The organism is Sulfitobacter sp. M368 (genome assembly GCF_025141875.1).
In the GTDB taxonomy this organism is placed as follows: Bacteria; Pseudomonadota; Alphaproteobacteria; order Rhodobacterales; family Rhodobacteraceae; genus Sulfitobacter; species Sulfitobacter mediterraneus_A.
This window is the reverse complement of the sequence record NZ_CP081113.1, coordinates 1,258,528-1,283,852: the sequence shown is the minus strand read 5'-3', so window position 1 is coordinate 1,283,852 and position 25,325 is coordinate 1,258,528. Positions and strand designations below refer to the sequence as shown.

General features: G+C 60.1%; 24 protein-coding genes. 5 read left to right on the top strand and 19 right to left on the bottom strand.

Translation table 11 applies throughout. The features are described 5' to 3' along the window. The first annotated feature begins 73 nt into the window (after positions 1-73). Together K3754_RS06460 and K3754_RS06455 are read left to right on the top strand one after the other, a co-directional pair. The gene (locus K3754_RS06460) at positions 74-2,248 is read left to right on the top strand and encodes an RNA degradosome polyphosphate kinase (protein ID WP_259942101.1); all 2,175 of its coding nucleotides are present in this window, start codon (positions 74-76) and stop codon (positions 2,246-2,248) included. A gap of 103 nt (positions 2,249-2,351) precedes the next feature. Beyond that, entirely contained in the window at positions 2,352-3,935 is a 1,584-nt protein-coding gene (locus tag K3754_RS06455; protein WP_259942099.1) for a Ppx/GppA family phosphatase, read from the top strand. 80 nt (positions 3,936-4,015) lie between these two features. On the opposite strand, the gene K3754_RS06450 is transcribed toward K3754_RS06455, so the two are convergent. The 7 genes from K3754_RS06450 to K3754_RS06420 form a co-directional block, all read right to left on the bottom strand. Then, on the bottom strand, positions 4,016-4,381 hold the full coding sequence (locus K3754_RS06450) for a hypothetical protein (RefSeq protein WP_259942096.1): 366 nt from the start codon (positions 4,379-4,381) through the stop codon (positions 4,016-4,018). A 23-nt stretch (positions 4,382-4,404) separates the two neighbouring features. Continuing rightward, positions 4,405-5,454, bottom strand: a complete 1,050-nt coding sequence (locus K3754_RS06445) for an endonuclease/exonuclease/phosphatase family protein (protein ID WP_259942093.1) — start codon at positions 5,452-5,454, stop codon at positions 4,405-4,407. Next, entirely contained in the window at positions 5,454-6,134 is a 681-nt protein-coding gene (locus K3754_RS06440; protein WP_203211808.1) for a molecular chaperone DjiA, read from the bottom strand. Before K3754_RS06440 ends, K3754_RS06445 begins: the two co-directional genes overlap by 1 nt. A 31-nt stretch (positions 6,135-6,165) precedes the next feature. Further along, the gene (locus K3754_RS06435) at positions 6,166-6,651 is read right to left on the bottom strand and encodes a GNAT family N-acetyltransferase (RefSeq protein ID WP_259942090.1); all 486 of its coding nucleotides are present in this window, start codon (positions 6,649-6,651) and stop codon (positions 6,166-6,168) included. Next, a complete protein-coding gene (locus K3754_RS06430; protein ID WP_259942087.1) occupies positions 6,648-7,262 on the bottom strand; it encodes a VOC family protein in 615 nt (204 codons plus the stop codon). Before K3754_RS06430 ends, K3754_RS06435 begins: the two co-directional genes overlap by 4 nt. A gap of 191 nt (positions 7,263-7,453) precedes the next feature. Then, a complete protein-coding gene (scpA, locus tag K3754_RS06425) occupies positions 7,454-9,595 on the bottom strand; it encodes a methylmalonyl-CoA mutase (RefSeq protein WP_259942084.1) in 2,142 nt (713 codons plus the stop codon). Next, positions 9,555-10,568: a hypothetical protein gene (locus K3754_RS06420; RefSeq protein WP_259942082.1), complete on the bottom strand. Its 1,014-nt coding sequence runs from the start codon at positions 10,566-10,568 to the stop codon at positions 9,555-9,557. The genes scpA and K3754_RS06420 overlap by 41 nt, the downstream gene beginning before the upstream one ends. A gap of 99 nt (positions 10,569-10,667) precedes the next feature. On the opposite strand from K3754_RS06420, the gene K3754_RS06415 reads away from it, so the two are divergent. After that, positions 10,668-11,129, top strand: a complete 462-nt coding sequence (locus tag K3754_RS06415) for a DUF4174 domain-containing protein (protein WP_203211813.1) — start codon at positions 10,668-10,670, stop codon at positions 11,127-11,129. Positions 11,130-11,214: 85 nt separating this feature from the next. Here the strand turns inward: K3754_RS06415 and K3754_RS06410 are convergent, their stop codons facing one another. The 9 genes from K3754_RS06410 to K3754_RS06370 all read right to left on the bottom strand — a co-directional run bounded on the left by K3754_RS06410 (position 11,215) and on the right by K3754_RS06370 (position 18,264). After that, the gene (locus K3754_RS06410; protein WP_203211814.1) at positions 11,215-11,994 is read right to left on the bottom strand and encodes a hypothetical protein; all 780 of its coding nucleotides are present in this window, start codon (positions 11,992-11,994) and stop codon (positions 11,215-11,217) included. Positions 11,995-11,998: 4 nt separating this feature from the next. Next, the gene (locus tag K3754_RS06405) at positions 11,999-14,044 is read right to left on the bottom strand and encodes an acetyl/propionyl/methylcrotonyl-CoA carboxylase subunit alpha (RefSeq protein ID WP_259942077.1); all 2,046 of its coding nucleotides are present in this window, start codon (positions 14,042-14,044) and stop codon (positions 11,999-12,001) included. A gap of 135 nt (positions 14,045-14,179) precedes the next feature. Continuing rightward, positions 14,180-14,386 (bottom strand): hypothetical protein, encoded by a 207-nt coding sequence (locus K3754_RS06400; RefSeq protein WP_025047728.1) that lies wholly within the window; start codon positions 14,384-14,386, stop codon positions 14,180-14,182. Positions 14,387-14,711: 325 nt separating this feature from the next. Then, positions 14,712-15,059, bottom strand: a complete 348-nt coding sequence (locus K3754_RS06395) for a hypothetical protein (protein ID WP_203212179.1) — start codon at positions 15,057-15,059, stop codon at positions 14,712-14,714. A 78-nt stretch (positions 15,060-15,137) separates the two neighbouring features. Beyond that, positions 15,138-15,284: a hypothetical protein gene (locus K3754_RS06390; RefSeq protein ID WP_162933395.1), complete on the bottom strand. Its 147-nt coding sequence runs from the start codon at positions 15,282-15,284 to the stop codon at positions 15,138-15,140. Between the two features lie 214 nt (positions 15,285-15,498). Further along, entirely contained in the window at positions 15,499-15,873 is a 375-nt protein-coding gene (locus tag K3754_RS06385) for a DUF6497 family protein (RefSeq protein WP_259942071.1), read from the bottom strand. Next, positions 15,870-16,265 carry a cupin domain-containing protein gene (locus K3754_RS06380; protein WP_203211817.1) on the bottom strand — a complete coding sequence of 132 codons (396 nt, stop codon included), beginning with the start codon at positions 16,263-16,265 and terminating at the stop codon, positions 15,870-15,872. Before K3754_RS06380 ends, K3754_RS06385 begins: the two co-directional genes overlap by 4 nt. Further along, complete coding sequence (locus K3754_RS06375; protein ID WP_259942068.1) at positions 16,262-16,735, bottom strand: isoprenylcysteine carboxylmethyltransferase family protein; 474 nt, start codon at positions 16,733-16,735, stop codon at positions 16,262-16,264. The genes K3754_RS06380 and K3754_RS06375 overlap by 4 nt, the downstream gene beginning before the upstream one ends. Then, a complete protein-coding gene (locus K3754_RS06370) occupies positions 16,732-18,264 on the bottom strand; it encodes an acyl-CoA carboxylase subunit beta (RefSeq protein WP_203211819.1) in 1,533 nt (510 codons plus the stop codon). The genes K3754_RS06375 and K3754_RS06370 overlap by 4 nt, the downstream gene beginning before the upstream one ends. A gap of 169 nt (positions 18,265-18,433) precedes the next feature. On the opposite strand from K3754_RS06370, the gene K3754_RS06365 reads away from it, so the two are divergent. After that, positions 18,434-19,651: a multidrug effflux MFS transporter gene (locus tag K3754_RS06365; RefSeq protein WP_259942064.1), complete on the top strand. Its 1,218-nt coding sequence runs from the start codon at positions 18,434-18,436 to the stop codon at positions 19,649-19,651. 83 nt (positions 19,652-19,734) lie between these two features. Then, positions 19,735-21,135, top strand: coding sequence for a short-chain fatty acyl-CoA regulator family protein (locus K3754_RS06360; protein ID WP_259942062.1), 1,401 nt, complete (start codon positions 19,735-19,737; stop codon positions 21,133-21,135). On the opposite strand, the gene K3754_RS06355 is transcribed toward K3754_RS06360, so the two are convergent. From K3754_RS06355 to betB, 3 genes are all read right to left on the bottom strand, one after another. Then, positions 21,136-21,801: a thermonuclease family protein gene (locus tag K3754_RS06355; protein WP_259942059.1), complete on the bottom strand. Its 666-nt coding sequence runs from the start codon at positions 21,799-21,801 to the stop codon at positions 21,136-21,138. Between the two features lie 107 nt (positions 21,802-21,908). Further along, complete coding sequence (gene betA / locus K3754_RS06350; protein ID WP_259942057.1) at positions 21,909-23,567, bottom strand: choline dehydrogenase; 1,659 nt, start codon at positions 23,565-23,567, stop codon at positions 21,909-21,911. Positions 23,568-23,821: 254 nt separating this feature from the next. Then, positions 23,822-25,279 (bottom strand): betaine-aldehyde dehydrogenase, encoded by a 1,458-nt coding sequence (gene betB / locus K3754_RS06345; protein ID WP_259942055.1) that lies wholly within the window; start codon positions 25,277-25,279, stop codon positions 23,822-23,824. Between the last annotated feature and the right edge of the window lie 46 nt (positions 25,280-25,325).

Below are 25,325 nucleotides of genomic sequence, written 5' to 3'. Positions count from 1 at the left end.
ACTGCTTTGAAATATGGTAGAAATCCTTTCTGCCTGTCGCAATCCCGTTACACACCAACGCCATAAGGCGCCCATGACCCACGCAGATTTTCTCGAAAGCCCCTTTCCCGACGCGACCGACCTGCCCGAGCTGGACATCTCGGGAACTGGCAGGTTCTTTAACCGCGAACTCAGCTGGCTGGCCTTCAACTGGCGGGTATTGGAAGAGGCCGAGAACCCCCGTGTGCCATTGCTGGAAAGGCTGCGGTTCCTGTCAATCTCTGCCGATAATCTTGATGAATTTTACACCGTGCGCGTCGCAGGCCTGCGCGAGCTGGCACAGGCGGGCAACACCACCCCTGCCGCTGACGGGCTGACACCTGCCGAACAACTGGTGTTGATCAACGAAAACGCCCGCAATCTGATGATGAACCAGCAGCGTGTTCTGGTCTCTTTGATGGCCGAGATGGACGCGCAAAACATCATGCTCGAACGGATCGCGGATCTGACCGACGATGACCGCGTGTATCTCAAGGAAGTTTTTCTAAATCAGGTGTTTGCCGTTCTGTCGCCCCTGGCGATTGACCCCGCGCATCCCTTCCCGTTTATTCCCAACACCGGCTATGCACTGGCCCTGCAACTGGAACGCAGCGCCGACAAACGCCCTTTGCAGGCGCTTTTGCCGATCCCCGCGCAGATTGACCGTTTCGTGTCCCTGCCTGCCCCCGATGGCAGCATCAGGTATCTGCCGCTTGAAGACCTGCTGGTCGTGCATATTCCGGACCTGTTTCCGGGTTACAAGCTCAAGGCACACTTCGAATTTCGCGTGCTGCGCGACAGCGACCTCGAAGTGGAGGACGAAGCCGAAGATCTGGTGCGCGAATTCGAGGTGGCCCTGAAACGCCGCCGCCGCGGCGAGGTGGTGCGCCTGACCCATTCCGCCGGTGCGCCGGAAAAGCTGAAATCCGTTATCATGGACGAATTGGGCGTACACGAACGCGATGTGATCGAGATTGACGGCATGATTGGCGTCGATGACCTGAGCGAGCTTGTCACCGACAGCCGTCCGGATCTGCTTTGGCCGCAGTTCACACCGCGCGTGCCGGAACGGGTGTCGGATCACGATGGCGATATGTTCGCTGCGATCCGCCAGAAAGACATGCTGTTGCACCACCCCTATGAAACCTTCGATATGGTGGTCCGTTTCCTGGCACAAGCAGCGCGTGATCCCAATGTGGTGGCGATCAAACAGACGCTCTACCGCACCTCGCGCGACAGCCCGATTGTCGAGGCGCTGTGCGAGGCGGCTGAGGATGGCAAATCGGTCACCGCCCTGGTTGAGCTGAAGGCCCGCTTTGACGAGGCGGCCAACATCCGCCAGTCGCGGCGGTTGGAACGCGCGGGCGCACATGTGGTCTACGGATTTATAGACCTGAAAACACACGCAAAAATTTCAACCGTGGTGCGCCGTGAAGGCAATCAACTGGTCACCTACACCCATTATGGCACAGGCAATTACCATCCGATTACGGCCCGCGTTTACACCGACCTTTCGCTGTTCACCTGCGATCAGCGTCTGGGCCGGGACGCCACCAAAGTGTTCAACTACCTGTCCGGCTATGCCCAGCCCGACAGCCTTGATAACCTTGCCATCTCGCCCACCACCCTCAAACCGCGCCTGCTTGAAATGATCGCCGCCGAGGCGGATCATGCCGCCAACGGCAAACCGGCCGAGATCTGGGCCAAGATGAATTCCATCATCGATTCCGAAGTCATTGACGCGCTCTACGCCGCCTCGCAGGCCGGAGTGAAGATCAGCCTTGTGATCCGCGGCATCTGCGGGTTGCGCCCCGGCGTCAAAGGGCTGAGCGAGAATATCCGCGTGAAATCCATTGTCGGACGGTTCTTGGAACATTCACGCATTGTCTGCTTTGGCAATGGCCATGGATTGCCGCATAAAAAGGCGCGGGTCTTTATGTCGTCCGCCGATTGGATGGGCCGCAACCTGAACCGCCGCGTTGAAACGCTGGTTGAGATCGAAAACCCGACCGTGAAGGCGCAGATCACCAGCCAGGTGATGGCGGCAAACCTTGCCGATGTGGCCCAAAGCTGGGTCATGGCCCCCGATGGCACATTTGACCGCCCGCCGATCCCCGAAGGCCAGTTTGCATTCAACTGCCACCGCTTCTTTATGGAAAATCCGTCGCTGTCCGGGCGCGGTTCTGCCGGGGCGTCAGACGTGCCAAAACTGACCCATACAGAAGACTGATTTTTGCCCGCCGCACCGCCGGATTTGCCCTGATTAACGATTGACCTAAGCACGGCGCTGGACCATTTTGCGCCCAACTGCCACCTGCCCGCAGGAGACGCCCATGGCCCATCTCACCGACCCCGCAACGTCTGCGGTGCCAGAAACCGGACTTGCGGATTTGGGGCTTTTCGGCAAACCCCTGTTCGAAGATCCAAGCGCACGGGCGCTGGCGCGGGTCGGGGTTGTGGATGTCGGGTCAAACTCTGTCCGATTGGTGGTGTTTGACGGCGCGGCGCGATCGCCCGCCTATTTCTACAACGAAAAAATCATGTGTGCCCTCGGCGCGGGCATGGCCGAAACCGGCCATCTGTCGCCCCAAGGCCGCGCCCGCGCCCTGTCAGCCATGCGCCGGTTCAGCAAACTCGCCGAAGGGATGGGCCTGTCGGAACTCACGGTTGTCGCCACTGCGGCGGTGCGCGATGCCACTGACGGGCAAGAGTTCTGCGACGAGGTGCGCCGCGAAACCGGTCTGCGGATCTGGGTCATTGACGGGCGCGAAGAGGCACGATTGTCGGCGCAGGGCGTCCTGCTGGGCTGGCCGGGGGCTTATGGGCTGGTCTGCGACATTGGTGGTTCGTCGATGGAACTGGCCGAAATTTCCGGCGGGCGCGTCGGGCGGCGGGTCACCTCTCAGCTTGGCCCGCTGAAACTGCGAGACCTCAAAGGTGGGGCCACGGCACGCGATGCCCATATCAAAGAGGTGATGGAAAGCCTGCATGCCCAAATGGGCAGCCAACGCGACCGATTGTTTCTGGTGGGCGGATCATGGCGGGCCATCGCACGGATTGACATGCTGCGCCGGGGCTATCCCCTGCATGTACTGCACGAATACCGCATGACGCCCAAAGCCGTCCGCGCCACCGTGAAATACATAAAGAACTGCGATCTGGATGAACTGCGCGCCGCCTGCGGTGTGTCCTCAACCCGGATGGCGCTGGTGCCCTATGCCGCGCAGGTTTTGTCGCGGCTGGTGCGCACCTTCAAACCCAAGGACATCGCGATCTCCAGCTATGGTATCCGCGAAGGCATGCTTTACGAACAGATGCCTCAACGCCTGCGCGACCGCGATCCCCTGATCGAGGCATGCCGCTTTGCCGAGGCCAAGGATGCCCGGATGCCGGGTTTTGGCAAGGTGCTCAACAATTTTATCGCCCCGCTCTACCGCTCGGCCCCTGCCCCGCGCAAACGGCTGGTCAAAGCCGCCTGCCTTCTTCATGACGTCAGCTGGCGGGCGCATCCCGACTACCGTGCAGAAGTTTGCTTTGACAATGCCACCCGCGCCAACCTCGGCGGGCTGAAACACTCCGAACGTATCTATCTGGGTCTGGCGCTGCTGCACCGATATTCCAACAAGCGCGAGAACACCCGGTTTGAAGATCTCTACGAGATGGTAGACGAACGCACCCGCAGAGAGGCCGAAATCCTTGGCAAGGCGATGCGATTTGGTGCGATGCTGTGGATGAACAAAGATGCAGAACGCGGCGAAATGCGTTGGTTTCCAAAGAAAAAGCTGCTGCAATTGCGCCTGACCGAAGATATGCTGCCCCTGTTTGGCGAGGTCGCCGAAGCGCGGTTCAACTCATTGGCCAGTTCCCTTGAGGCGCAGGTCGAGATCAAGACCGTGCGCGAGGCGCGACACGATTGACACGCCCGCCCGGCCGTGAGGGCGGAATTGAGTTTTTCTTGCCAAATGAAGCAGGAGGACGCACGGAACAACAGCCGTGTTCAAAGGTCAATTTGCGGTGCAGGTTCGGTCGGGGTTTCCGGTTTGACCAATGGATGATCCGGTTTGCGGCGGATCACGATATCCCCGTTTGGCAACATCTCGGGCGCTTGATACGCGCTCCAGTCCTCGACCTCTTCCAAGAGTTCGGTCAGTTTCGGCCCCATCTCCTGGGCAAAGTTCTTGAGTGCCGGGCCCATCTGATCGGCCAGCCCTGAAAATTCCTCGATGGCGGGCTCCATCTCTTTGAGGATGCCTTCCATGAACATCTGCGCCCCGCGTTCCATGAGGGACAATCCGCGGTCCTCCTCGGCGGCCACAGCCAACGGAGCCAGAGCCACCACAATGATCAGACTGATACGTTTCATAGGGCCAATATAGTGGCTTTGCCTCAGGTTTTCGAGGGGGCGACCGGACCATCAGCGAATTCCAGCGTCACCGGGAAATGGTCAGACGCCATTACAAGTGCATCGCGCAGCTCTGGTGTGTGCCAGCAATCAGGATCATCGAGCGGATGCCAGATCCGCCAGGCCGCGCCCCGTTGCCGGAAATGCGGCGTGACCATGATGTAGTCCAAAAGCGCCTGCAAGAACCGCTTTTCCGGCCTGATCCAGAACCGCGAAGTGGTCGGCATTGCGCCCAAACGGCGGCTGAGCGCCTGCCGCGCATGCGGATCAAAAAGCGCATCCGGCCCGTCATCCCCCATGACGATCTCGACCGACGAGCGGCCAAACAGATGTTCAAACTCATCCAGCCCCGGCCCGTCATTCAGATCCCCCAGAACCACCAGCGGCACTGCATCTTGCACATGTTCCTCGATCCGGCCACGCAGCCAAATTGCCTGGGCCAATTGTTTGCGCCGGTTGGCAATGGCAAAGCTCATCACTTCGGCAGGATTGCTTGCCCCATGCGGCGCTTTGGACTTGAGATGCGCCCCGATCATTCGAAAGACAAATCCACCAGCAGTCTCAACCGACAGCTCAAGCGGCGGCTTGGAAAACACCACCCGGTCTTCGGTGGCATCAATATCCAGATCAATCCGCAGCGCCCCGTCGAAACGCGGCGCACCCTTTGCCCCATCGGGACCAGACGCCACACCTTGGGGATCATGCTTGACCCGCATCACATCCGGATCAAACAGCAAGGCGATCTCTTGCTGGGTGTCATTGGGAAAACCAATGACCGCATCCCTTGCCCGCAACCCAAAATGTTCAGCGAACCCGGTCAGAGCTTTGATGGTAGAGCGGCTCTTGCTCTGGTCCGGCGCTTCGATAATCATGACAGCATCCGCATCCAGGGCCTGAAACACCCGGCCCAATGCCTGGGTCTGCTGCGCGCGCGTTACGTTGTAGCGTGCCGACCAGCCGCCATCATTAAAAAGCTGGTCATCGTCGTCAAACAGGCTCGAAAACCACTCGATGTTATAAGTGGCAATCCGCATCAAGCGGCCTTGCCAGACAAGGTTTCCCAGGCCCGGTTGATATCAATCAGCCGCTTTTCCGCCATGCGCACTGCCTCTTCGGGCAGGCCCCGCGCCACCAGGGCATCGGGGTGATTGGCCCGCACCAGTCTGCGCCACGCTGCCCGCGCTTCCTCCATCGAGGCATCCGGCGCAATGCCCAGAACCGTATGTGGCAGCGGCGAGGTATCAGGCACAAACCGCGCCTTGAGTGCCGGAAATATCTCATCGGCCAACCCGAATATTTCCGCCACCCGCTCCAGAAACGCGTCCTCATTGGGGTGATATGTCCCATCGGCCATGGCGATGTGGAAAAGCCCCTCCATCAGATCGGTCAGGATCTCGGGCTGCTCGGCAAACATCTGGGCGATCCGGCGGGCGTAATCGTCAAATCCCGCCACATCGCGCCGTGCCAGATTGAACACCCGCGCCGCACCATCCGCATCGGCCTCGGCAATCTGAAACACCTCGCGAAACGCTGTGACCTCATCGCGGGTGACCAAACCGTCGGCCTTGGCCATCTTGGCCCCCAAGGCGATCACCGCAATGGTGAAGGCCACCGACCGCTCCGGAGGGCTGCGCAGGCGGTCAAACACTTCTCCCAGCCCCTGGCCAGAGGTCAGGGCGGAAAGGGCTTCGGTGATGCGGGTCCAAATCGACATGGGCGAACCATAGACGCTGCCGCGGGGGAAGTCAGGACGTTCGGAGGCTTTTCTGCATCAAAATCAGGTCAAGCCATACGCCGTGCTTGCGCCCCACCTCCGGCATGTGCCCGGTCTGGGCAAACCCCATCTTCCTGTGAAAGGCGACAGCCGCTTCATTGGCCCCACTGATCCCGGCCACCATGACGTGAACCCCCTGATCCCGCGCCGCCTTTTCCGCCTGCGCCATCAGACGCGCCCCGATACCCTGACCGCCAAAACCGTCCGCCACAATCACCGTGTGTTCGACCGTATGGGCATATCCGGGCCCGGCCCGAAACGCCCCGAATGTCACAAATCCGGCCAGTGCACCCGCCTCGGCCACCCAAAAGGCGGAAGGCCGTGAATCAATCAACCCGGCCACCTCCGCTGGCGTTTTCTCAACTGTGGTGAAGGTAAACACCGTGTCCCGGATCATGCCATTCCACAGCGCCGCGATACCCTCTGCATCCGCTGCACCCGCGGGCCTGACAATCACCGCAGCACCCGTGCCTGACCCGCAACGTCAAACCGCGCCTCAAGCCCGGCTGAGCCGGTCTCAAACGCCACAAATGCACCCTGCAAATGCGACGCAAGCAACTGCGCCAGCTCCGCCGCCTGCGGATGGCGCACTGTCAATCCGGTCATCCGGCAACCCTTTTGCTCCAACCGCGTCGCCGGATGTGCAGCGCCCTCCCATTCGATCAGCGCAGGCGCACAATTGTCATAGGGCAAAATCCCGCTCTCCGGCACCGCCATGCGCCACCGCAGATCGCCCCGCTGCAACTGCACAGGTGCGCCAAAGCCTGCCGGCAAGGCGGCCAATGTTGCGTCCAGATCCGAACAGCGGCAAATCCAGTTGCTCAGCCGCGCCGCACCGGAAAACCGATCCAGATCAAACCACCGCGGCCGCATTGGCGTGGCCCCGTCGGGATTGATCGCAATCGCCTCAAGATACAGCCCGTCTTCGAGGCCCAACAGCATATTATGGGTGAAGAACACATCATGCTCACCGCCCTGCTGCAAGGACACACCCAACGCCGCCTCAACATGGGCCTGCGCCGCCGCCAGCGTTTCTCCGGCCACAGCAACATGATCCAGTTCCATCATTGCCCCACTCCCCACTGCAACGCCCCCCTTTTTGGCCCAAAATACTCACGGAGGGGGTTTGGGGGAGGCAGACGGCCTCCCCCAACTTATCAACACGCGCCATCTGTCCAGGCAGATGGACGACAGGGCGGCAGTCAGCCGCCCCCAATCAACAAATCACATCATTTGGCATTCGCCAAATGCCCTTTGGGTCACCCCCGCGCCGTGCGGATCAGCTTGAGAATATCCTGCGCCGCCGACGGTATATTGGTCCCCGGCCCAAAGATCGCCTTGACCCCGGCATCATAGAGGAACTGATAATCCTGCTGCGGGATCACCCCGCCGCAAATCACCAGAATATCCTCTGCGCCCGCCTCTTTCAGCGCGGCGATCAATTGCGGGGCCAGCGTTTTATGGCCCGCGGCCTGCGAACTGATACCGATCACATGCACATCGTTATCAACCGCATCCTGCGCCGCTTCGGCGGGGGTCTGGAACAGCGGCCCCACATCCACGTCAAACCCGATATCGGCAAAGGCCGTGGCAATCACCTTGGCGCCGCGGTCATGGCCGTCCTGGCCCATCTTCACCACCAGCATACGCGGGCGCCGACCCTCGGCCTCGGCAAATTCTTCCACGGATTTCTGGATATTGGCGAAACCCTCATCCCCTTCATAAGCCGCGCCATATACCCCGGCGAGGGTTTTCACCTCCGCCCTGTGGCGGCCAAACTCGTCTTCCATTGCCATGCTGATCTCTCCCACAGTGGCACGTGCCCGTGCCGCTTCGACCGCCCCTTCCAACAGGTTGCCGCCCTCTTTGGCGCGGCGGGTCAGTTCCGCCAATGCGGCGGTACATGCGGCCTCGTCGCGGCTGGCGCGGATGCTGTTCAAACGTTTGATCTGGCTTTCGCGCACCGCGACATTATCCACATCCAGAATATCAATCGGGTCTTCGCTTTCCCGGCGGTATTTGTTGACCCCGACGATCACCTCGGTGCCTCGGTCAATATTGGCCTGCCGCGTCGCCGCCGCCTCTTCGATCCGCAGTTTCGGCATGCCGGAAGCCACGGCCTTGGTCATGCCGCCCAATTCCTCAACCTCTTCGATCAAGGTCCAGGCCGCCTCGGCCAGATCATGGGTCAGCTTTTCAACATAGTAAGACCCGGCCAGCGGATCGACCACATTGGTCACGCCGGTTTCTTCTTGCAAAATCAACTGGGTATTGCGGGCAATGCGCGCGGAAAAGTCGGTCGGCAAGGCAATCGCCTCATCCAGCGCGTTGGTGTGCAGCGACTGCGTGCCGCCCAGTGCCGCCGCCATCGCCTCATAAGCGGTGCGTACCACGTTGTTGTACGGATCCTGTTCCTGCAAGGACACGCCCGACGTCTGGCAATGGGTCCGCAGCATCGAGGATTTCGGGTTCTTCGGCTCAAACTCCGACATGATCCGGTGCCAAAGCAAACGCGCCGCCCGCAGTTTGGCCGCTTCCATGAAAAAGTTCATGCCAATGGCGAAAAAGAACGACAGGCGCGGCGCAAACCGGTCCACATCCATGCCAGCAGCAATCGCGGTGCGCACATATTCACGGCCATCCGCAAGGGTAAAGGCCAGTTCCTGAACGAGGTTCGCGCCGGCCTCTTGCATGTGATAGCCCGAGATCGAGATCGAATTGAACTTCGGCATATGGTCCGAGGTATATTCGATGATATCGCCAATGATCCGCATCGATGGCTCTGGCGGATAGATATAGGTGTTGCGCACCATGAACTCTTTCAGAATGTCGTTCTGAATGGTCCCGGCCAGCACCGACTTGTCATGGCCCTGCTCTTCGCCCGCAACGATGAAATTGGCCAAAATCGGGATCACGGCACCGTTCATCGTCATCGACACGCTGACCTTGTCCAACGGGATGCCGTCAAACAGGATTTTCATATCCTCAACACTGTCGATGGCCACACCGGCCTTGCCGACATCACCCTCAACACGGGGGTGGTCACTGTCATAGCCCCGGTGGGTGGCCAGATCAAAGGCCACCGAAACCCCCTGCTGCCCCGCCGCCAGACCGCGCCGGTAAAATGCGTTGGATTCTTCGGCTGTTGAAAAGCCCGCATATTGGCGGATTGTCCAAGGACGGCCCGCGTACATCGTGGCCTTCACCCCGCGGGTGAACGGCGCGCTGCCGGGGATGGAGCCCAGATGATCCACCCCTTCGAGGTCTTCGGCAGTGTAAAGCGGCTGCACGGGGATGCCCTCAAGGGTGTTCCACGTCAGATCGTCCACACTGCGTCCACGCAGCTCCGCCTCGGCAGCTTTACGCCATGTTTCCTTTGATGTGTCCTTGTCCGCTGTCATGAGCTTGTCCTCTTGTCATCTGATCCGGCGGCAGGTTTTTGTCTGCGCTTGTCCGGATCTTATCCTCTGTCAAATGGGCCAGACCATCAGCACCGGCAGTCAGCCAGTGCAGATCGTCCGCATAGTGATCCGCCAATCGGGCGGTTTGTTCTGGAGTGAACGGGTGCCAACGGCCCTGTCCTTCGGGCAATTGCGCCGGGTCTGCCCCCTGCGCCAACAGCACCCCGCGCAGCTTTGGCAAATCCGGTGACCGGTTCAGCCAAAGCGCATTTCGGTCGGCGGGCACCGCGCGGTCCAATGCCGCCGCCAGCACGCTGTCGGACCGGCCTGCAAAGGTTTCAAACGGCAGCACCTCTATATGCGCATCCGGCACTGCGCAAGACAGATCCGTGATGACATCCCGCCAACCCCGCTGGCGGTTCGAGATCACCTCGAAGGTGCGTGGCTGTGGCACGGGATGTCCTCGGGCCACGGTCATCGCCGCTACCGAGGACCACCATAGGTCGGGCGAGCGGACACATAGAACCACGCGGCTGACCTTGCCGCCAAAGGCCGCTGAAACCCGTGCCAGTCGTTCACCGATCGCAGGATATAGAGTTCTGGCCCGCAGGCAGGCCCGCGGCGTGCCGATCATGTTCTCGTCACTGACCAGAAGATCGCGCAGCCCCAGATCCGCAGCCCGCGCCGCAAGAAGCTGCACCCGCCCTTGGGCACGGGTCTGAAGGCTGAGCCTTTTTGCAGCGGCAGGGCCGGAAAACAACCCCGGAAACACCGACTTACGGGTGCGCCACGGCCCCCAGAACCCGGTGCCCTGTTGGCCCAGATCATCCGCGTGCTCCCGCACATAATGCTGGAACGTGGTCGTCCCGGTGCGATGCGCACCAAGGTGAAGTATGACATCCATAACAGCGGCGCCAATCGTGCTGAGCAAGGCCGCCCCCATCGGCCTGAACGCAGGGGAACACCCCGTCATGTGCCCAAAGCCATTGCATTGTGCTTAATGCGAAAATCACACCGATTTTGCATCGCAAATCTTGCAAAAGCGCCTATATCTGTTTCAACAGGAGCCTTTATGAAACCGCTTATACCGCTTGTTATTGCTGGATTTTTTGCCACCGCACTGAGTGCGGACACCGATGCGCCACCTGCCGCAGATACCGTGTTTCGCACCGCAGATATGGCCGATTTAAGCGAATTCCACTGGAAAAAGCGCCCCGTTGTGGTCTTTGCCGACAGCGAGAACGATCCTGCCTTTATCGAACAGATGGAACTTTTGGAGGCCCGCACGGACGCGCTGATCGAACGGGATGTCGTCGTTTTGACCGACACCGACCCCGCTGCTCGCTCGGCGCTGCGGCTCAAGATGCGGCCCCGCGGCTTTATGCTGGTGCTTGTGGGCAAGGACGGCGGCATCAAACTGCGCAAGCCATTTCCATGGGACGTACGGGAAATCAGCCGCAGCATAGACAAAATGCCCATCCGCCAACGCGAGATCCGCGAAGAGAAAGACACCATGCGCCCCGAGAGGCCGTGATCCTTGATCAGCGGTGCTCTGGCGCCTATGTTAAAGGCAGGAACAACGCGAAGGTCTGATATGGACAAAGATCCCAACATACCGTTCACACCGATCCCTGTGACGTGGCGGACAGGTCCGCGCCCTGGCTATTGATAATCTGCTGGGCCGCTCTGGCCCCGCCGACGGAATAGGCCTTGATCAATCGTAGGGCATATTTTCCGAATAAATACGCCTGTTTACGCATGCCTACATAGTCTGAATACATTGCAGTGCGGCGTGGTGGGTCCAGTGTCTTGAACGTCTCGCCGCGCATATCCTCGGCAAGAGCCGAAACCGATTTGATCAGACTGTAGTAGGCGACAATCGCATCAATCGTCTGGCGCGGCAGCACGTCAATCTCCGCGATCACCGCGTCATAGACATGATCGTGATGCTCACGCGGGATAAAGGGCACATAATCCGCCTCTTTTTCCATACGTTCGGTCAAGGCGGCGACATAGGCCTCCGTTTCCCCCACCACCCAAAGCGATTCCAGCGTATTGCCGATCTCTGCATAAAGCGCCTTGTGATAATCCCGCAGCCGCTCCGCACGCCCGCGCGATTTGGCCAGTTCGGCAAAAATTGCCGTGGTCAGCCAGCCCACCGCAATCACCAGACCCGCGATCATCGCTTGCTGGATACCGGTCTCCAACTGGCCCAGGAAGGGCAGAGCCGCCCAGACTAAAGCGCCGAGGATCACGACGACCGGCAGACCAATCGTCAAAAAGAACTGCGCGATGATCAGACCTGCGGTGCGGGCCTCTTTCCACAGCAACAGCAGACCGGCGCAGAACACTGCGCCAATCGCCAAAAGCCAGGGAAGTGACAGCACCGCATCAGTCATCGGATCATTCGAACTCCATGATCACGTCGTCCACCGCAAGGCTGTCGCCGGCGCTGGCGTTGATCTTGGACACCACACCTTTTTTCTCGGCGCGCAGGATGTTTTCCATCTTCATCGCCTCAATGGTGCAAAGCGCCTGACCTTCCTGCACCTCGTCGCCCACAGCGGCCTCCAGTTTGACCACCAGACCCGGCATCGGGCAGAGCAGCATCTTGGACGTATCCGGCGCGACCTTTTCCGGCATCATCAGGGCCAGTTCGGCCTGACGGGGGGTGCGCACATGCACGCGCAGGTCCGCGCCCCGGGTGCGCACACGGAAACCGCCAGAGATCTTGCCAACCTTCAGGATCAGCGGTGCATCTGCCACGGTCATGGTCGCCAGTTGATCGCCCGGCGTCCAATCGCCGCTCACGCGCAGCGCTTCGCCATCGGCAAAGTTCACGGTCGCGCCGTCCTGATCGGCCTCGATGGTCACATCAAAGGACTGCCCCTGAATGGCGACGTTCCAATCAGTGCCGACCTTGCGTTCGTGGTTGTCCATCCGGCCCGACACCCGCGCCCGGCGGATCTCGGCCACGCGGTGCATGGCAGAGGTCGCCGCCGCAATCCGGCGCAATTCGCCCTCGGGCAGTTCAACCCCCTCAAACCCATCAGGATATTCCTCGGCGATAAAGGCCGTTGTCATATCCCCGTTGATAAAGATCGGGTGATCCATCACCGCCGACAGGAACGGCAGGTTGTGACCAATCCCCTCGACCTCAAAACTGTCCAGCGCCACGCGCATCTGCTCAATCGCCTCGGCGCGGGTCGGGGCCCATGTGCACAGCTTGGCGATCATCGGATCGTAGTACATGGAAATCTCGCCGCCCTCATAGACGCCGGTGTCATTGCGCACGGCCGTTGCCCCTGACGGGGCATCATCCTGCCACTTGCCGTTGTCCAGAAGTGGCCCGGCCGCGATTTCCTGTGGCGGGCGATAGCGTGTCAAACGGCCAATGGAGGGCAAAAACCCCCGATAGGGATCTTCGGCGTAAAGACGGTTCTCAATCGCCCAGCCGTTCAGCTTCACATCCGATTGTTTGATCGACAGCTTCTCGCCATTGGCCACGCGGATCATCTCTTCGACCAGATCAACACCGGTGATCAACTCGGTCACAGGGTGTTCCACCTGCAAGCGGGTGTTCATCTCAAGGAAGTAAAAGTTCTTGTCGCCATCCACGATGAATTCCACCGTCCCGGCAGAGGTGTAATCAACCGCAAGCGCCAGTGCGACCGCCTGTTCGCCCATGGCCTTGCGGGTCACCTCATCGAGGAAAGGCGAAGGTGCCTCTTCGACAACCTTCTGGTTGCGGCGCTGGATCGAACATTCCCGCTCACCCAGATAGATACCATTTCCATGGCTGTCGCAGAGCACCTGAATTTCGATATGGCGCGGCTGGGTGACGAACTTTTCGATAAAGATCCGGTCATCGCCAAAGGAATTGGCCGCCTCGTTCTTGGACGACTGGAACCCCTCGCGGGCCTCTTCGTCATTCCAGGCAATCCGCATGCCCTTGCCGCCGCCCCCGGCAGAGGCCTTGAGCATCACCGGATAACCGATTTCATTGGAAATCTTGACCGCTTCATCCGCATCCTCGATCAGCCCCATGTAACCCGGAACGGTGGAGACCCCCGCCTCCTGCGCGATTTTCTTGGAGGTGATCTTGTCACCCATCTTTTCAATCGCCCCCACGGGCGGGCCGACAAAGGCCACGCCAGCGTCCGACAGCGCCTCGGCGAACTTGCTGTTCTCGGACAGGAAGCCATAGCCGGGATGCACGGCCTCGGCCCCGGACGATTTGACCGCCTCCATCACCTTGTCGATGACGATGTAGGACTGGTTTGCCGGGGGCGGGCCGATATGCACGGCCTCATCCGCCATCTGCACATGCAGCGCCTGCGCATCCGCGTCCGAATAAATCGCGACAGTGGTGATGCCCATCTTACGGGCGGTCTTGATAACGCGGCAGGCAATCTCGCCCCGATTGGCGATCAGGATTTTCTTGAACATGGGATATCCTTCTGGGTCTTGAGGAAAACACAAAAACCCTGTCGCAGCGAAGGCTGCGCAGGGTTCAAATAGGCGGGTGCCAAACATGCGGGCCGGATCTTGCGGCCTGCCGTTTTGGCAATGATTAGAGGGTGATCAGTTGCACTTGCCAGGGTTGAGCTGGCAATAGGCGATGTTGCCCGCAGCCCCGATGGCCGCGCCTTGGGCAAGGCTGCCACTGGTGATCGCCGCAGCGCCCGCGCCAATGGCCGCGCCGCCAAGTGCCTGTTCGCCAAGCGTGTCACCGCAAGCGGCCAAACCGCCGCAGGCCGCAAGGCTGAGAATGATATGTTTGATGGACATCTGCCTGTTCCTTCACTGCTTTTATATGCAGGAACAACGCAGCAGGCGCCCTTTGGTTCCGCGCTGCCGGGCCGATCCTGTGCCTGACCATCCAGACCGCGCCGCCTGCGGGAAAAAACGGGCAGCACAATCGGGGGGACGCTGCGCTGCCCATAAGGGGAAGGGGTTTGGTCTTGATGTGCAAACGGCGCATGTTCTTTGAGCGCGCCGCCTGCAGGTCCGACCCTGTCCAAATCCGCCCCAAGGGCCAAGCCCATAACGCCCCGCGCCGAGAAATCGGCTGAGGATCGCGCAAATGCGGGGAGGAGTGGCGCAAACATGCCGATTAGCCTTCAAACGCTTCTGGAAAGGCCGCGCGGGCGATGGCCTCGTCGATGACCAACAGCGCCTCGTAATCTGCCGGATCAAAAGGATCGGTCGCAGGCAAGACCTCGCGGCCAAACAGCCACGACAGACGTCCCGCGTCCAGATTGCCGCGCTCAAACGGCTGATCGCCAAAGGCTTCCCACAATGCCTTCATAAAGGCAGCATCGGCACGGCGGTCCGGCGGGCGGCGATCCGGGCGACGCTCGCGCCGGGTGATCGGCGTGACGCCCTTGGGATTGGGGCGACGAATGGTGAATTGAAAGTCAGTGCCGGGCAAACGGCCCGGAAACCCGCGATGTTTCAACATATAGGCAGGCATCACACACCCTCCTGACAAAGGGTGGTGGGGATCAAGGCAGGCGGGGTCGCCTGCCTTGTAACAGACTTACTTGTATTTGCCTGTGTATGTGGGCTCAACCGAGATGGGCTCTGGGTCGACAACCACGAATTCTTCTTCGGTCTGGCCGCTTGTGCATGCGGCAACAACGGCAACAAAGCCGAGCGTTGCCAACAGTTTGATGCTCTTTGACATCTATGTCTCCTGTCATTGTTGATGAGGCGCTGCACTGCTAGATGCCTCGCACGCCCCGGTTCTGAGGTAAGGGATACATGGGTATTCCTTGGCCGCAGAATAAGCAAAACGCTTTCCGATTGATATGGTTCCGCCGTCAATCGGCGGACTTGTGACGCCAAAGCCTCATTCATTCGTGTCTGTGGCAAACCGCCCCCTACATGTTGTGGTTGCATCAGAAACCCTCCCAAATACAGGAGCCATTTTCTGCGCGAAACGCTTCGAAAAACTGTGTTGCATCAGGATCGGCAACGCCAAATTCGGTGGGCCGGTCGGCCAGCGAGACCACGATCACATCGCCGGACAGTTCAAAATCCGAGATATACGACAACGCAGTTTCCTCACACAGATGCAACATGTCCTGCGCGTTGGCCTCCGCCATCGCGTCATCGCGGGAGATCTTCGGCGCAACGAACCTGAACCGCAGCCAGACCTCATCGCCCAGATCGTCAATCAGCACCTCCTGAAGGTCTACAGGCTGTCCCGATGGCACCTCGAAGGACCAGACCGGCGTCGCCGCCAGCAAAAGCGCAAAGGCCAGACGGATCATGGCGCCTCTTCCTCCTGTGTGGCGAAATCGGCGGGCGAGATGATCTCGATCAGCTCCATATCGTCCGAATGCCGCACCTCGCGATGCTTGATCCCCGGCGGCTGCAACACGCAAGATCCGGCCCGCAGCAGATGCTCCCCCTGCCCCTCATATTCGAACACCACCCAGCCTTGGGTGACATAGACCATTTGGAAATCCAGTTCATGGGAATGCCATGCACCGGGGCTTTCCATCCCCGGAACCGCGCGGATCACATGGGCGCCGTAGCCGCCTTTGGTCGCATCCTTGATGCCCAGATCGCGATACTCAAAAAACGGCCGCAAACCGGCACCTTCGAACTTGCCATCATCCGCATGGGCGATGGTGAAGGCTTGGTTTTTGAAAAGGGTCATAACCATCTCCGCGTTTGGGTCAGGTATTCATCGTAAGGCGCGCCAAATTTCTGGCTCAGATAGGTTTCCTCGCGCAGCACCACCCCCCAATGCAGGCAAGCCCAAAGGATCACCGCCCCCAACACGGCCCAATCCAGCGAGAACACCAAACCAAGGCCAAGTTGCAGGATCACCATCCCCAGATACATCGGGTTCCGGGTAAACCGGTACGGCCCGTCCTGCACAAGATGCAGCGCCGACTGCCGTGGATCGACATGGGTGCCAGCTTGCCGAAACGCCCGCGTGCCACCTGCCGCCAACGCCCCTGCGCCCAGCATCATCACCAGCCCTGCCACAATGCTCCACCCGGTGCCCGCTGATGGCAAAAGGCCAAGCGGAACCGCCCATTCCGCTGCAATCGCAGCGGCAGGCACCACCACAGATAGCAGCGGCGGAAAGAACAGGATGTCAGGGCCAGCGCTTTGGGTCATAGCGGAATGTTGTCGTGCTTTTTCCAAGGCCGGTTGACCTTCTTGTTCCGCAAGGATGCAAAGGCCCGCGCGATCCGTTTGCGCGTGGTGCGCGGCTGGATCACTTCGTCGATGAACCCGCGCTCTGCGGCGACAAAGGGATTGGCGAACCGGTCTTCATAATCCTTTGTGTGCTGCGCGATCTTTTCCGCATCACCCAGATCCTGACGATGAATAATTTCCGTCGCGCCCTTGGCCCCCATCACGGCCACCTCGGCCGTGGGCCAGGCATAGTTGAAATCGGACCGCAGATGCTTGGACGCCATCACGTCATAAGCCCCGCCATAGGCTTTGCGGGTGATCACCGTCACCATCGGCACGGTCGCCTCGCCATAGGCAAACAGCAGCTTGGCCCCATGTTTGATCACGCCGCCATATTCCTGACTGGTGCCGGGCAGAAAGCCGGGCACATCCACCAGCGTCAGCAGCGGGATTTCGAAGGCATCACAGAACCGCACAAACCGCGCCGCCTTGCGAGAGCTGTCAATGTCCAGACAGCCCGCCAGAACCATCGGCTGGTTCGCAACCACACCCACGGTGCGCCCCTCAAGACGGACGAAACCGGTGATGATGTTCTTGGCGAAATCTTCCTGAATTTCGTAAAAATCGCCCTCATCGGCCAGCTTATGAATCAGCTCTTTCATGTCGTAGGGCGTGTTCGGATTGGCCGGAACCAGGGTATCAAGGGAGGCCTCAATCCGGTCCGGCTCATCAAAGAACGGGCGCACCGGCGGCATCTGGGTGTTATTGGCCGGCAGGAAATCGACCAAGCGCCGCACCTCTGCCAAGGCTTCCACATCGTTTTCAAACGCCGCATCCGCGACCGAGGATTTACGGGTGTGGGTTGTCGCCCCGCCCAGTTCTTCGGCGGTCACCACCTCGTTGGTCACGGTCTTGACCACGTCAGGGCCGGTCACGAACATGTAGGAGGTGTCTTTGACCATAAAGATGAAGTCGGTCATGGCGGGGGAGTATACCGCACCGCCCGCACATGGCCCCATGATCACGCTGATCTGCGGGATCACGCCGGAGGCTTCGATATTGCGCTGAAACACTTCGGCATATCCGGCCAGCGAGGCCACGCCTTCCTGAATGCGCGCCCCGCCAGAATCGTTGATGCCGATCACCGGGGCACCATTCTGGATCGCCATATCCTGAATTTTGCAAATTTTCTGCGCGTGGGTTTCCGAAAGCGATCCACCAAAGACCGTGAAATCCTGACTGAAGACATAGACCAGACGGCCATTGATCGTGCCCCAGCCGGTTACCACACCATCGCCCGCAGGCTTTTGTTTCTCCATGCCAAAATCGGTACAGCGATGAGTGACAAACATGTCAAACTCTTCAAAGCTGCCCTCGTCGAGCAATAATTCAACCCGTTCCCGCGCTGTCAGTTTGCCGCGCCCGTGTTGCGCATCAATGCGTTTTTGACCCCCGCCAAGGCGCGCGGTTTCGCGGCGCTCTTCAAGCTGTTCCAGAATATCTTTCATGATGAACCCCTGCATAAGTTTGGCGCATCTTATCCAAGCGGGGACGGCAACCAAAGTGGATTTGTGAATATTTGCAAAGTATTTCCACAGCTTCACCAGCTAATTGCAAAATTGCAAATGATCCCGCCCTCTCTGGACATTGACCCGACATCGGAATACTTGCATTTGCATGAATGCCCCTCCCGTTATCCGGTTTCTGGATCGGACCACCCCACCGCATATCTCTACGTTGATCCTGCTTGCGGGCCTGTCTGCGATGGTGATGAACATCTTCCTGCCCAGCCTTCCCCAAATGGCAGAACATTTTGGCACGGATTACGCGGTGATGCAGCTTTCGGTCCCGCTCTTTCTGTTTTGCAGCGGCATCCTGCAACTCTTCATCGGCCCGATCTCCGACAATCTGGGCCGCCGCAAGGTGATGATGGGTGGATTGATCCTCTTCATCGGGGCGACATTGGGCTGTATCTACGCCCCCAACGCCACCGTTTTCCTGATCTTTCGCATAGGCCAAGCCATCATTGCCACGGCAATGGTCCTCAGCAGGGCCGTGATCCGCGATCTGTATTCACAGGATCAATCCGCCTCCATGATGGGCTATGTCACCATGGGGGTTGCCCTCGTACCGATGATCAGCCCCGCCATCGGCGGTGCGATTGAACAGGTCTTTGACTGGACCGTCACGTTTTGGTTGATGGCGGTTCTCGGCGGGATAATCCTGCTGATTGTCTGGGCCGACATGGGCGAAACCGCCCGCCACTCCGGCAAGACCTTGCTCGGACAGTTCCGTGAATATCCCGAACTGCTCAGAGCGCGGCGGTTCTGGGGTTATGCGATGGCTTCCGGATTTTGTTCTGGGGCGTTCTACGCCTATCTTGGCGGCGCGCCTTTTGTGGGCAGCACGGTCTTTGGCCTCAACCCGTTCTGGCTTGGCATCTACTTTGGCGCCCCCGCGATCGGCTATTTCGCGGGCAATTTCCTCACCGGTCTTTATGCTGTCAAATTCGGCGTCAACGCCATGGTGCTCTGGGGTTGTATTGCCAATGCCCTGGGCGGCGCAGTATCCTTGCTGATCTTTCTCAGCGGGTATGGCACGGCCGAAACCTTCTTTGGCCTGATGACCCTTGTGGGCCTTGGCAACGGGCTGTGCATCCCCAATGCTGCGGCAGGCATGCTGTCTGTGCGCCCGCATCTGGCAGGTACGGCCTCCGGCCTTGGCGGCGCGATCATGATCGGCGGCGGCTCTGGCCTTGCGGTGCTGGCAGGCGCCCTGCTCACCCCTGAAACCGGCGCCTATCCACTGCTTTGGCTCATGCTGCTGACCGCCATTGCTGGGGTGATCTCCATCGCATCGGTGATCCGCCGTGAAAAAGCGCTCGGATTAGCATAACGTTAACCTTTTCACCGCACCTTGCCGCAGGGAGTTTGCAAAGCTAGGCTATCCCAAACTGCAAAGTTGCAAAGGGTGGCGTCATGGCCAATCAAAAACTCTATGCCGGAGCCAAGCTGCGCGAATTGCGCACGCGCGTCGGGCTGACCCAGAAAGACTTTGCCGGGCGGCTTGGCGTGTCCCTGCCTTACCTCAACCAGATGGAAAACAACAACCGACCGGTCAGCACAACCGTGGTCCTGTCTTTGGTGACAGAGTTCGGCATGGACGTGAGCGAGCTCAGCACCGGTGACGGTGAACGCCTGGTCAGTGACATGCGTGAGGCGCTGGCCGATCCGGTCTTTGGCGGCAACATGCCCCCGCTGGCCGATCTGCGCCTCACAGCCTCCAATGCGCCGGGCCTGGCGCGGGCCTTTCTTGAACTGCACCAAAGCTACCGGCAGACCCACGAGCGCCTCGCCTCTCTGGATGAGGCTTTGGGCCGTGGCGATGCCAGCGCCTCCCCCTCACCATGGGAAGAGGTGCGCGATTTCTTCCACTATTGCGACAACTACATCGACGCGGTTGACCGCGCCGCCGAACATTTCGCCAGCCGCGAAGGCGGTCATAACAATATGCGCGTCGCTGCCGCCTCATCCCTTGCCAATGCCGGGGTCAGCGTCAGCTTTGCCGATGCCGACCGCCTGCGCCAATACGACCCTGCGCAAAAGGCGCTGACCTTGTCGGCCCGCGCCGCACCAGAGACCCAAACCTTTCAAATGCTGCTGCAAGTTGCCCTGACACGACAGGAGCCCCTGCTTGAGGCGACCCTCGATCTGGCCCGTTTTCATTCCACAGGGGCGCGGGAGATCGCCAAGATCGGGCTGGCCAATTATTTCGCCGGGGCCGCACTGATGCCCTACGGCCAATTCCATGAGAAGGCCCAAACCTGCCGCCACGATCTTGAGGTGCTCGCCGGACATTTCGGCGCCTCCATCGAACAGGTGGCGCACCGGCTTTCCACCCTGCAGCGTCCCGGTGCCAAGGGTATCCCGTTCTTTTTCGTGCGGGTGGATCAGGCGGGCACCATCACCAAACGCCACTCTGCCACACGCCTGCAATTTGCCCGTTTCGGCGGGGCCTGCCCGCTGTGGAACGTGCATCGCGCCTTTGAAACGCCGGGGCATTTCCTGCGCCAGCTGGCCGAAACCCCGGACGGCGTCCGCTATATCTCGCTGGCCCGCGACATCACCAAACCGGGCGGCCGCTTTGGCGCCCCTGTACGCCGTTACGCCATCGCGCTTGGGTGCGAAGTGGGCCATGCCGATGCGCTGGTCTACGCCGATGGCATGGACACCAGCCGCGACAGCGCCTTTGAACCCATCGGGATTTCCTGCAGGATTTGCGAACGCAAAGGCTGCCATCAACGGGCTGTTCCGCCCCTTGAACGGCGCCTGGTGGTCGATCCGAACCGCCGCGATGTCCTGCCTTATCAGGTGGAATGATCAGCGCCGTGCGGGCCGCCACCCGGAGGCTCGCGCCTGCGCTTCGGAACAGAACCACCGCTCGCCCTTGGCGGGCTGAATGCCGGTGCGGTCATAAAACTTTTGCCCCGGCATGTGGTAGATCCGTTTGCCCTTGACCGAGATATTGCCCTTGATCGTACAGTTTGGATCTTGCGCGTCGCGCCCCTCGATCCGGGTCAGGCGATAGCGTGCAGGCGATTGCATCGTGAACCCGTGAATTCCGCGCTTGGCAACCAGGGCCGCCTTTTCATCCAGGTCATAATCCATCGCATATTTGCGGTAGGCGAAAGCCAGACCATCCTGCACCAGCCGCGCCCCAATGTCCGCATCCCCGGCATAGCACTTGGCAACCACGCGTCCGTAACGGTCTTTGTCCTTGGCCACACAGCGCACCGGCTGCCCACCATAGAGATCTTGCAATTGCCGCGTGACCCAATCACCGCAGGCCCAGTTTTGCCCGCTGAGCGTTGTGCACGGCTGCCCGCGTTCCGGCGCGTCGATGCCATATAGGCGCACGCGGATCCGACCGACATCCACCGTATCGCCATCAATCACGCGCAGTTTTCCGGTGATATCTGCCGCCTGCACAGCGGGTGCCAGCAGCCAAAGCGCACACAGCGCAAATCGTAAACAAATGGTTAACATGGCGCCACTATGGGCGCTCCACCCGCACGACGAAAGCGGTTTCGTTAAGAAAAGTTAATGCCGCTCAAGCCATGCCGAAGTCGGCTGTCGGGCGATGGCGCAGCAGATCACCGCTGCGCTGTTTCCCACTCCGGGTGAACCCAGGGCACATCATTGGCCCGCGCCAAGGGATCAAGCCCCAGCAACAGATCCGAAACCTTCTCACCCACCATGATCGAAGGCGCATTGAGATTGCCGTTGGTGATGCGCGGAAAGATCGAACTGTCCGCCACACGCAGCCCCTCCACCCCGATCACCCGCGCCTGCGGATCAACCACCGCCATCGGATCATCCGCCGCACCCATCTTGCAGGTGCCGCAAGGGTGATAGGCGCTCTCGGCATGTTCTGCGATGAAACTGTCAAGCTCCGCATCCGTTTGCATCTCCGCACCGGGCTGGATTTCATGTTTCACAAAGGGCTTGAATGCATCCTGCGCAAAAATCTCGCGGGTCAAACGGATGCAGGTGCGGAAATCCTCCCAATCTTCGGGATGGGACATATAGTTGAACCGGATCACCGGATCATCCGCCGGATTGCCGGACCGCAGGGTCACTGCCCCCCGCGACTTGGACCGCATCGGCCCGGTATGGGCCTGAAACCCATGCCCCTCCGCCGCGGCCTGCCCGTCGTACCGTACCGCAATGGGCAGGAAATGATACTGGATATCCGGATAGGGCACCCCGGCCTTGGACCGTACAAAGGCCGCGCTTTCAAACTGGTTGGATGCGCCCATGCCGGTCTTGGTAAACAGCCACTGCGCCCCGATCACCGCCTTGGACAGGACGTTCCAGTGTTTATACAGGGTGATCGGCTGCGATGCGGCCATTTGGATATAAAGCTCCAGATGGTCCTGCAGGTTCTGCCCGACACCGGCGCGGTCCGCGACCACCTCGATGCCATGCTCGGCCAGATGCGCGGCAGGTCCAATGCCCGACAACATCAACAGCTTTGGCGAATTGATCGAGGAAGCGGCCAAAACCACCTCACGCTCGGCGCCGATGACCTCGGTCTTGCCCCCGCGCTGCACCTCAACGCCGATGGCGCGGCCATCCTCAATCACCACACGCTGAGCCAAGGCGCGGATCAATTCGACATTGCCGGTGCGCTGCGCAGGCCGCAAATAGGCATTGGCCGCCGACCACCGCCGCCCGTTCCACACGGTCTGCTCCATCGGGCCAAAGCCCTCTTGCTTTTCCCCGTTGTAATCATCCGTGGCCTCATAGCCGGCCTGCTCGCCGGCCTTCACAAAAGCCTCGAACAACGGGTTCTTGCGCGGCCCCCGGCTCACATGCAGCGGACCGTCCGTGCCGCGCCAACCCGCATCGCCGCCATGACCGCCGTCATGCCAGCTTTCCATCCGTTTGAAATACGGCAAAACATCCGCATAGGCCCAGCCCTGCGCGCCGCTTTCCTCCCAATGATCATAATCCATCGCATGACCGCGCACATAAACCATCCCGTTGATCGAGGACGATCCGCCAATCACCTTGCCGCGCGGGCAGGCCAGTTCGCGGTTGTTCAAATGCGGCTCCGGCTCTGACCGGTAGCCCCAGTCATAGCGTTTCATATTCATCGGATAGCTGAGCGCCGCAGGCATTTGAATAAACGGGCCCGCATCGGTGCCGCCATGTTCAATCACGATCACCTTGCGCCCCGCCATCGCCAAACGATACGCCATGGCACAGCCGGCACTGCCAGCCCCAACAATTACAAATTCCGCCTTCATACCTACCTCTTCGTGATTCCGCGCAGGGTCAAGGAGGCGCAAAGCGCCCCAAGCTGTGCTTGGCTTGTCCTTGACGCTGCGGGGAATCGCACCGCCATCATTGAACCGGTGTCTTGAGCCACAGACCTGTGGCGCAAGCACCTCTCAGCAAATCTCAAAACCGCCACAGAACAAAACCACCGATCCTGATCCGGGCTCACCTCGCCAAAAGCGCCAAAAATGAAACGCGCGTCAGCGCTCCTTTTGGCAGCGCCCTAAAAGGGCGCCTCCACGTCATCCATGCGCACAAACACCGATTTCAACTGGCTGTAATGCGCGATCGCCGCCTTGGAGTTCTCGCGCCCCACACCGGAGTTTTTGGATCCCCCAAAGGGTGCCTCGACCGGCGCGTCATTATAGGTGTTGATGAAACAGGTGCCCGCCTCAAACCGCGCCGCAACGCGGTGCGCACGGGTCAGATCCTTGGTGAACACACCCGCCGCCAGACCAAATTCGGTGTCATTGGCCCGCGCCATCACCTCATCTTCGTCCTCAAAATCCAACACCGCCATCACCGGGCCAAAAATCTCTTCGCGGGCGATGATCATGTCATCGGTCACATCGGCAAACACCGTCGGCTGCATATAGAACCCGTCCCGGTCAATCTGCGCCCCGCCCGTGACCAACCGCGCGCCTTCGGCCTTGCCCTTTTCGACATAGCCCAGCGCGATATTCATCTGCCGCTCTGACACCATCGGACCAAAGCTGGTGTCGGGGTCCATCGGATCGCCAATCACCGCATTGCCCAGACGTTCCGTCAAACGGGTCAGGAACTTTTCCTTGATCGCCTTGTGCACAAACACCCGCGTGCCGTTGGAGCAGACCTGACCAGAGCTATAGAAATTGCCCAAAATCGCCCCGCCAACGGCGTTCTCGATATCCGCGTCATCAAAGACGATCATCGGGGATTTGCCCCCCAGTTCCATCGTCACATGTTTGATGCCTTCGGCCGCAGCGGCATAGACCTTGCGCCCCGTCGGCACAGACCCGGTCAGCGACACCTTATCAACCCGCGGATCGGTGACCAATGCACTGCCCACCTCGCCCATGCCCTGCACGACATTGTAGATGCCCGCCGGCAGACCCGCTTCGTGCAGGATCTCGGCCACCTTGAGCGCACAAAGCGGCGTTGTCTCGGAGGGTTTGAAAATCATCGCATTGCCGCAAGCCAGCGCCGGTGCACCCTTCCAGCAGGCGATCTGCGTTGGATAATTCCATGCGCCGATCCCCACACAAACGCCCAAAGCTTCGCGGCGGGTATAGACCCAGTTCTCGCCCAGCTGGATATGCTCGCCGGTCAGTGTCGCCGCCATGCCGCCGAAGTATTCCAGCGCATCGGCCCCGCTGGTGGCATCCACCACCGAGGTCTCCTGATAGGGTTTGCCGGTGTCATAGGTTTCCAGCACGCTCAGATCGTGATTGCGCTCGCGCATGATCTGCTCGGCCCGGCGCAGGATACGCCCGCGCTCTGTTCCGCTCATCGCGGCCCATGCCGCTTGGGCATTGCGGGCCGATTCAATTGCCTGTTCAACAATCGCAGGCGTCGCGGCATAAACCGTTGCGATCTTTTCCCCGGTTGCGGGGTAAATTACATCAATCGGCGTGCCGCTTGTGTCTTCGACGTAGGCGCCATTGATGAAATGGCTGGCCTTGGGCTGTGTGTCATAGGGCATGGGTTAACTTTCTGCCTCCGGCGGGAGTTTAGGGGCCAAATGAAGG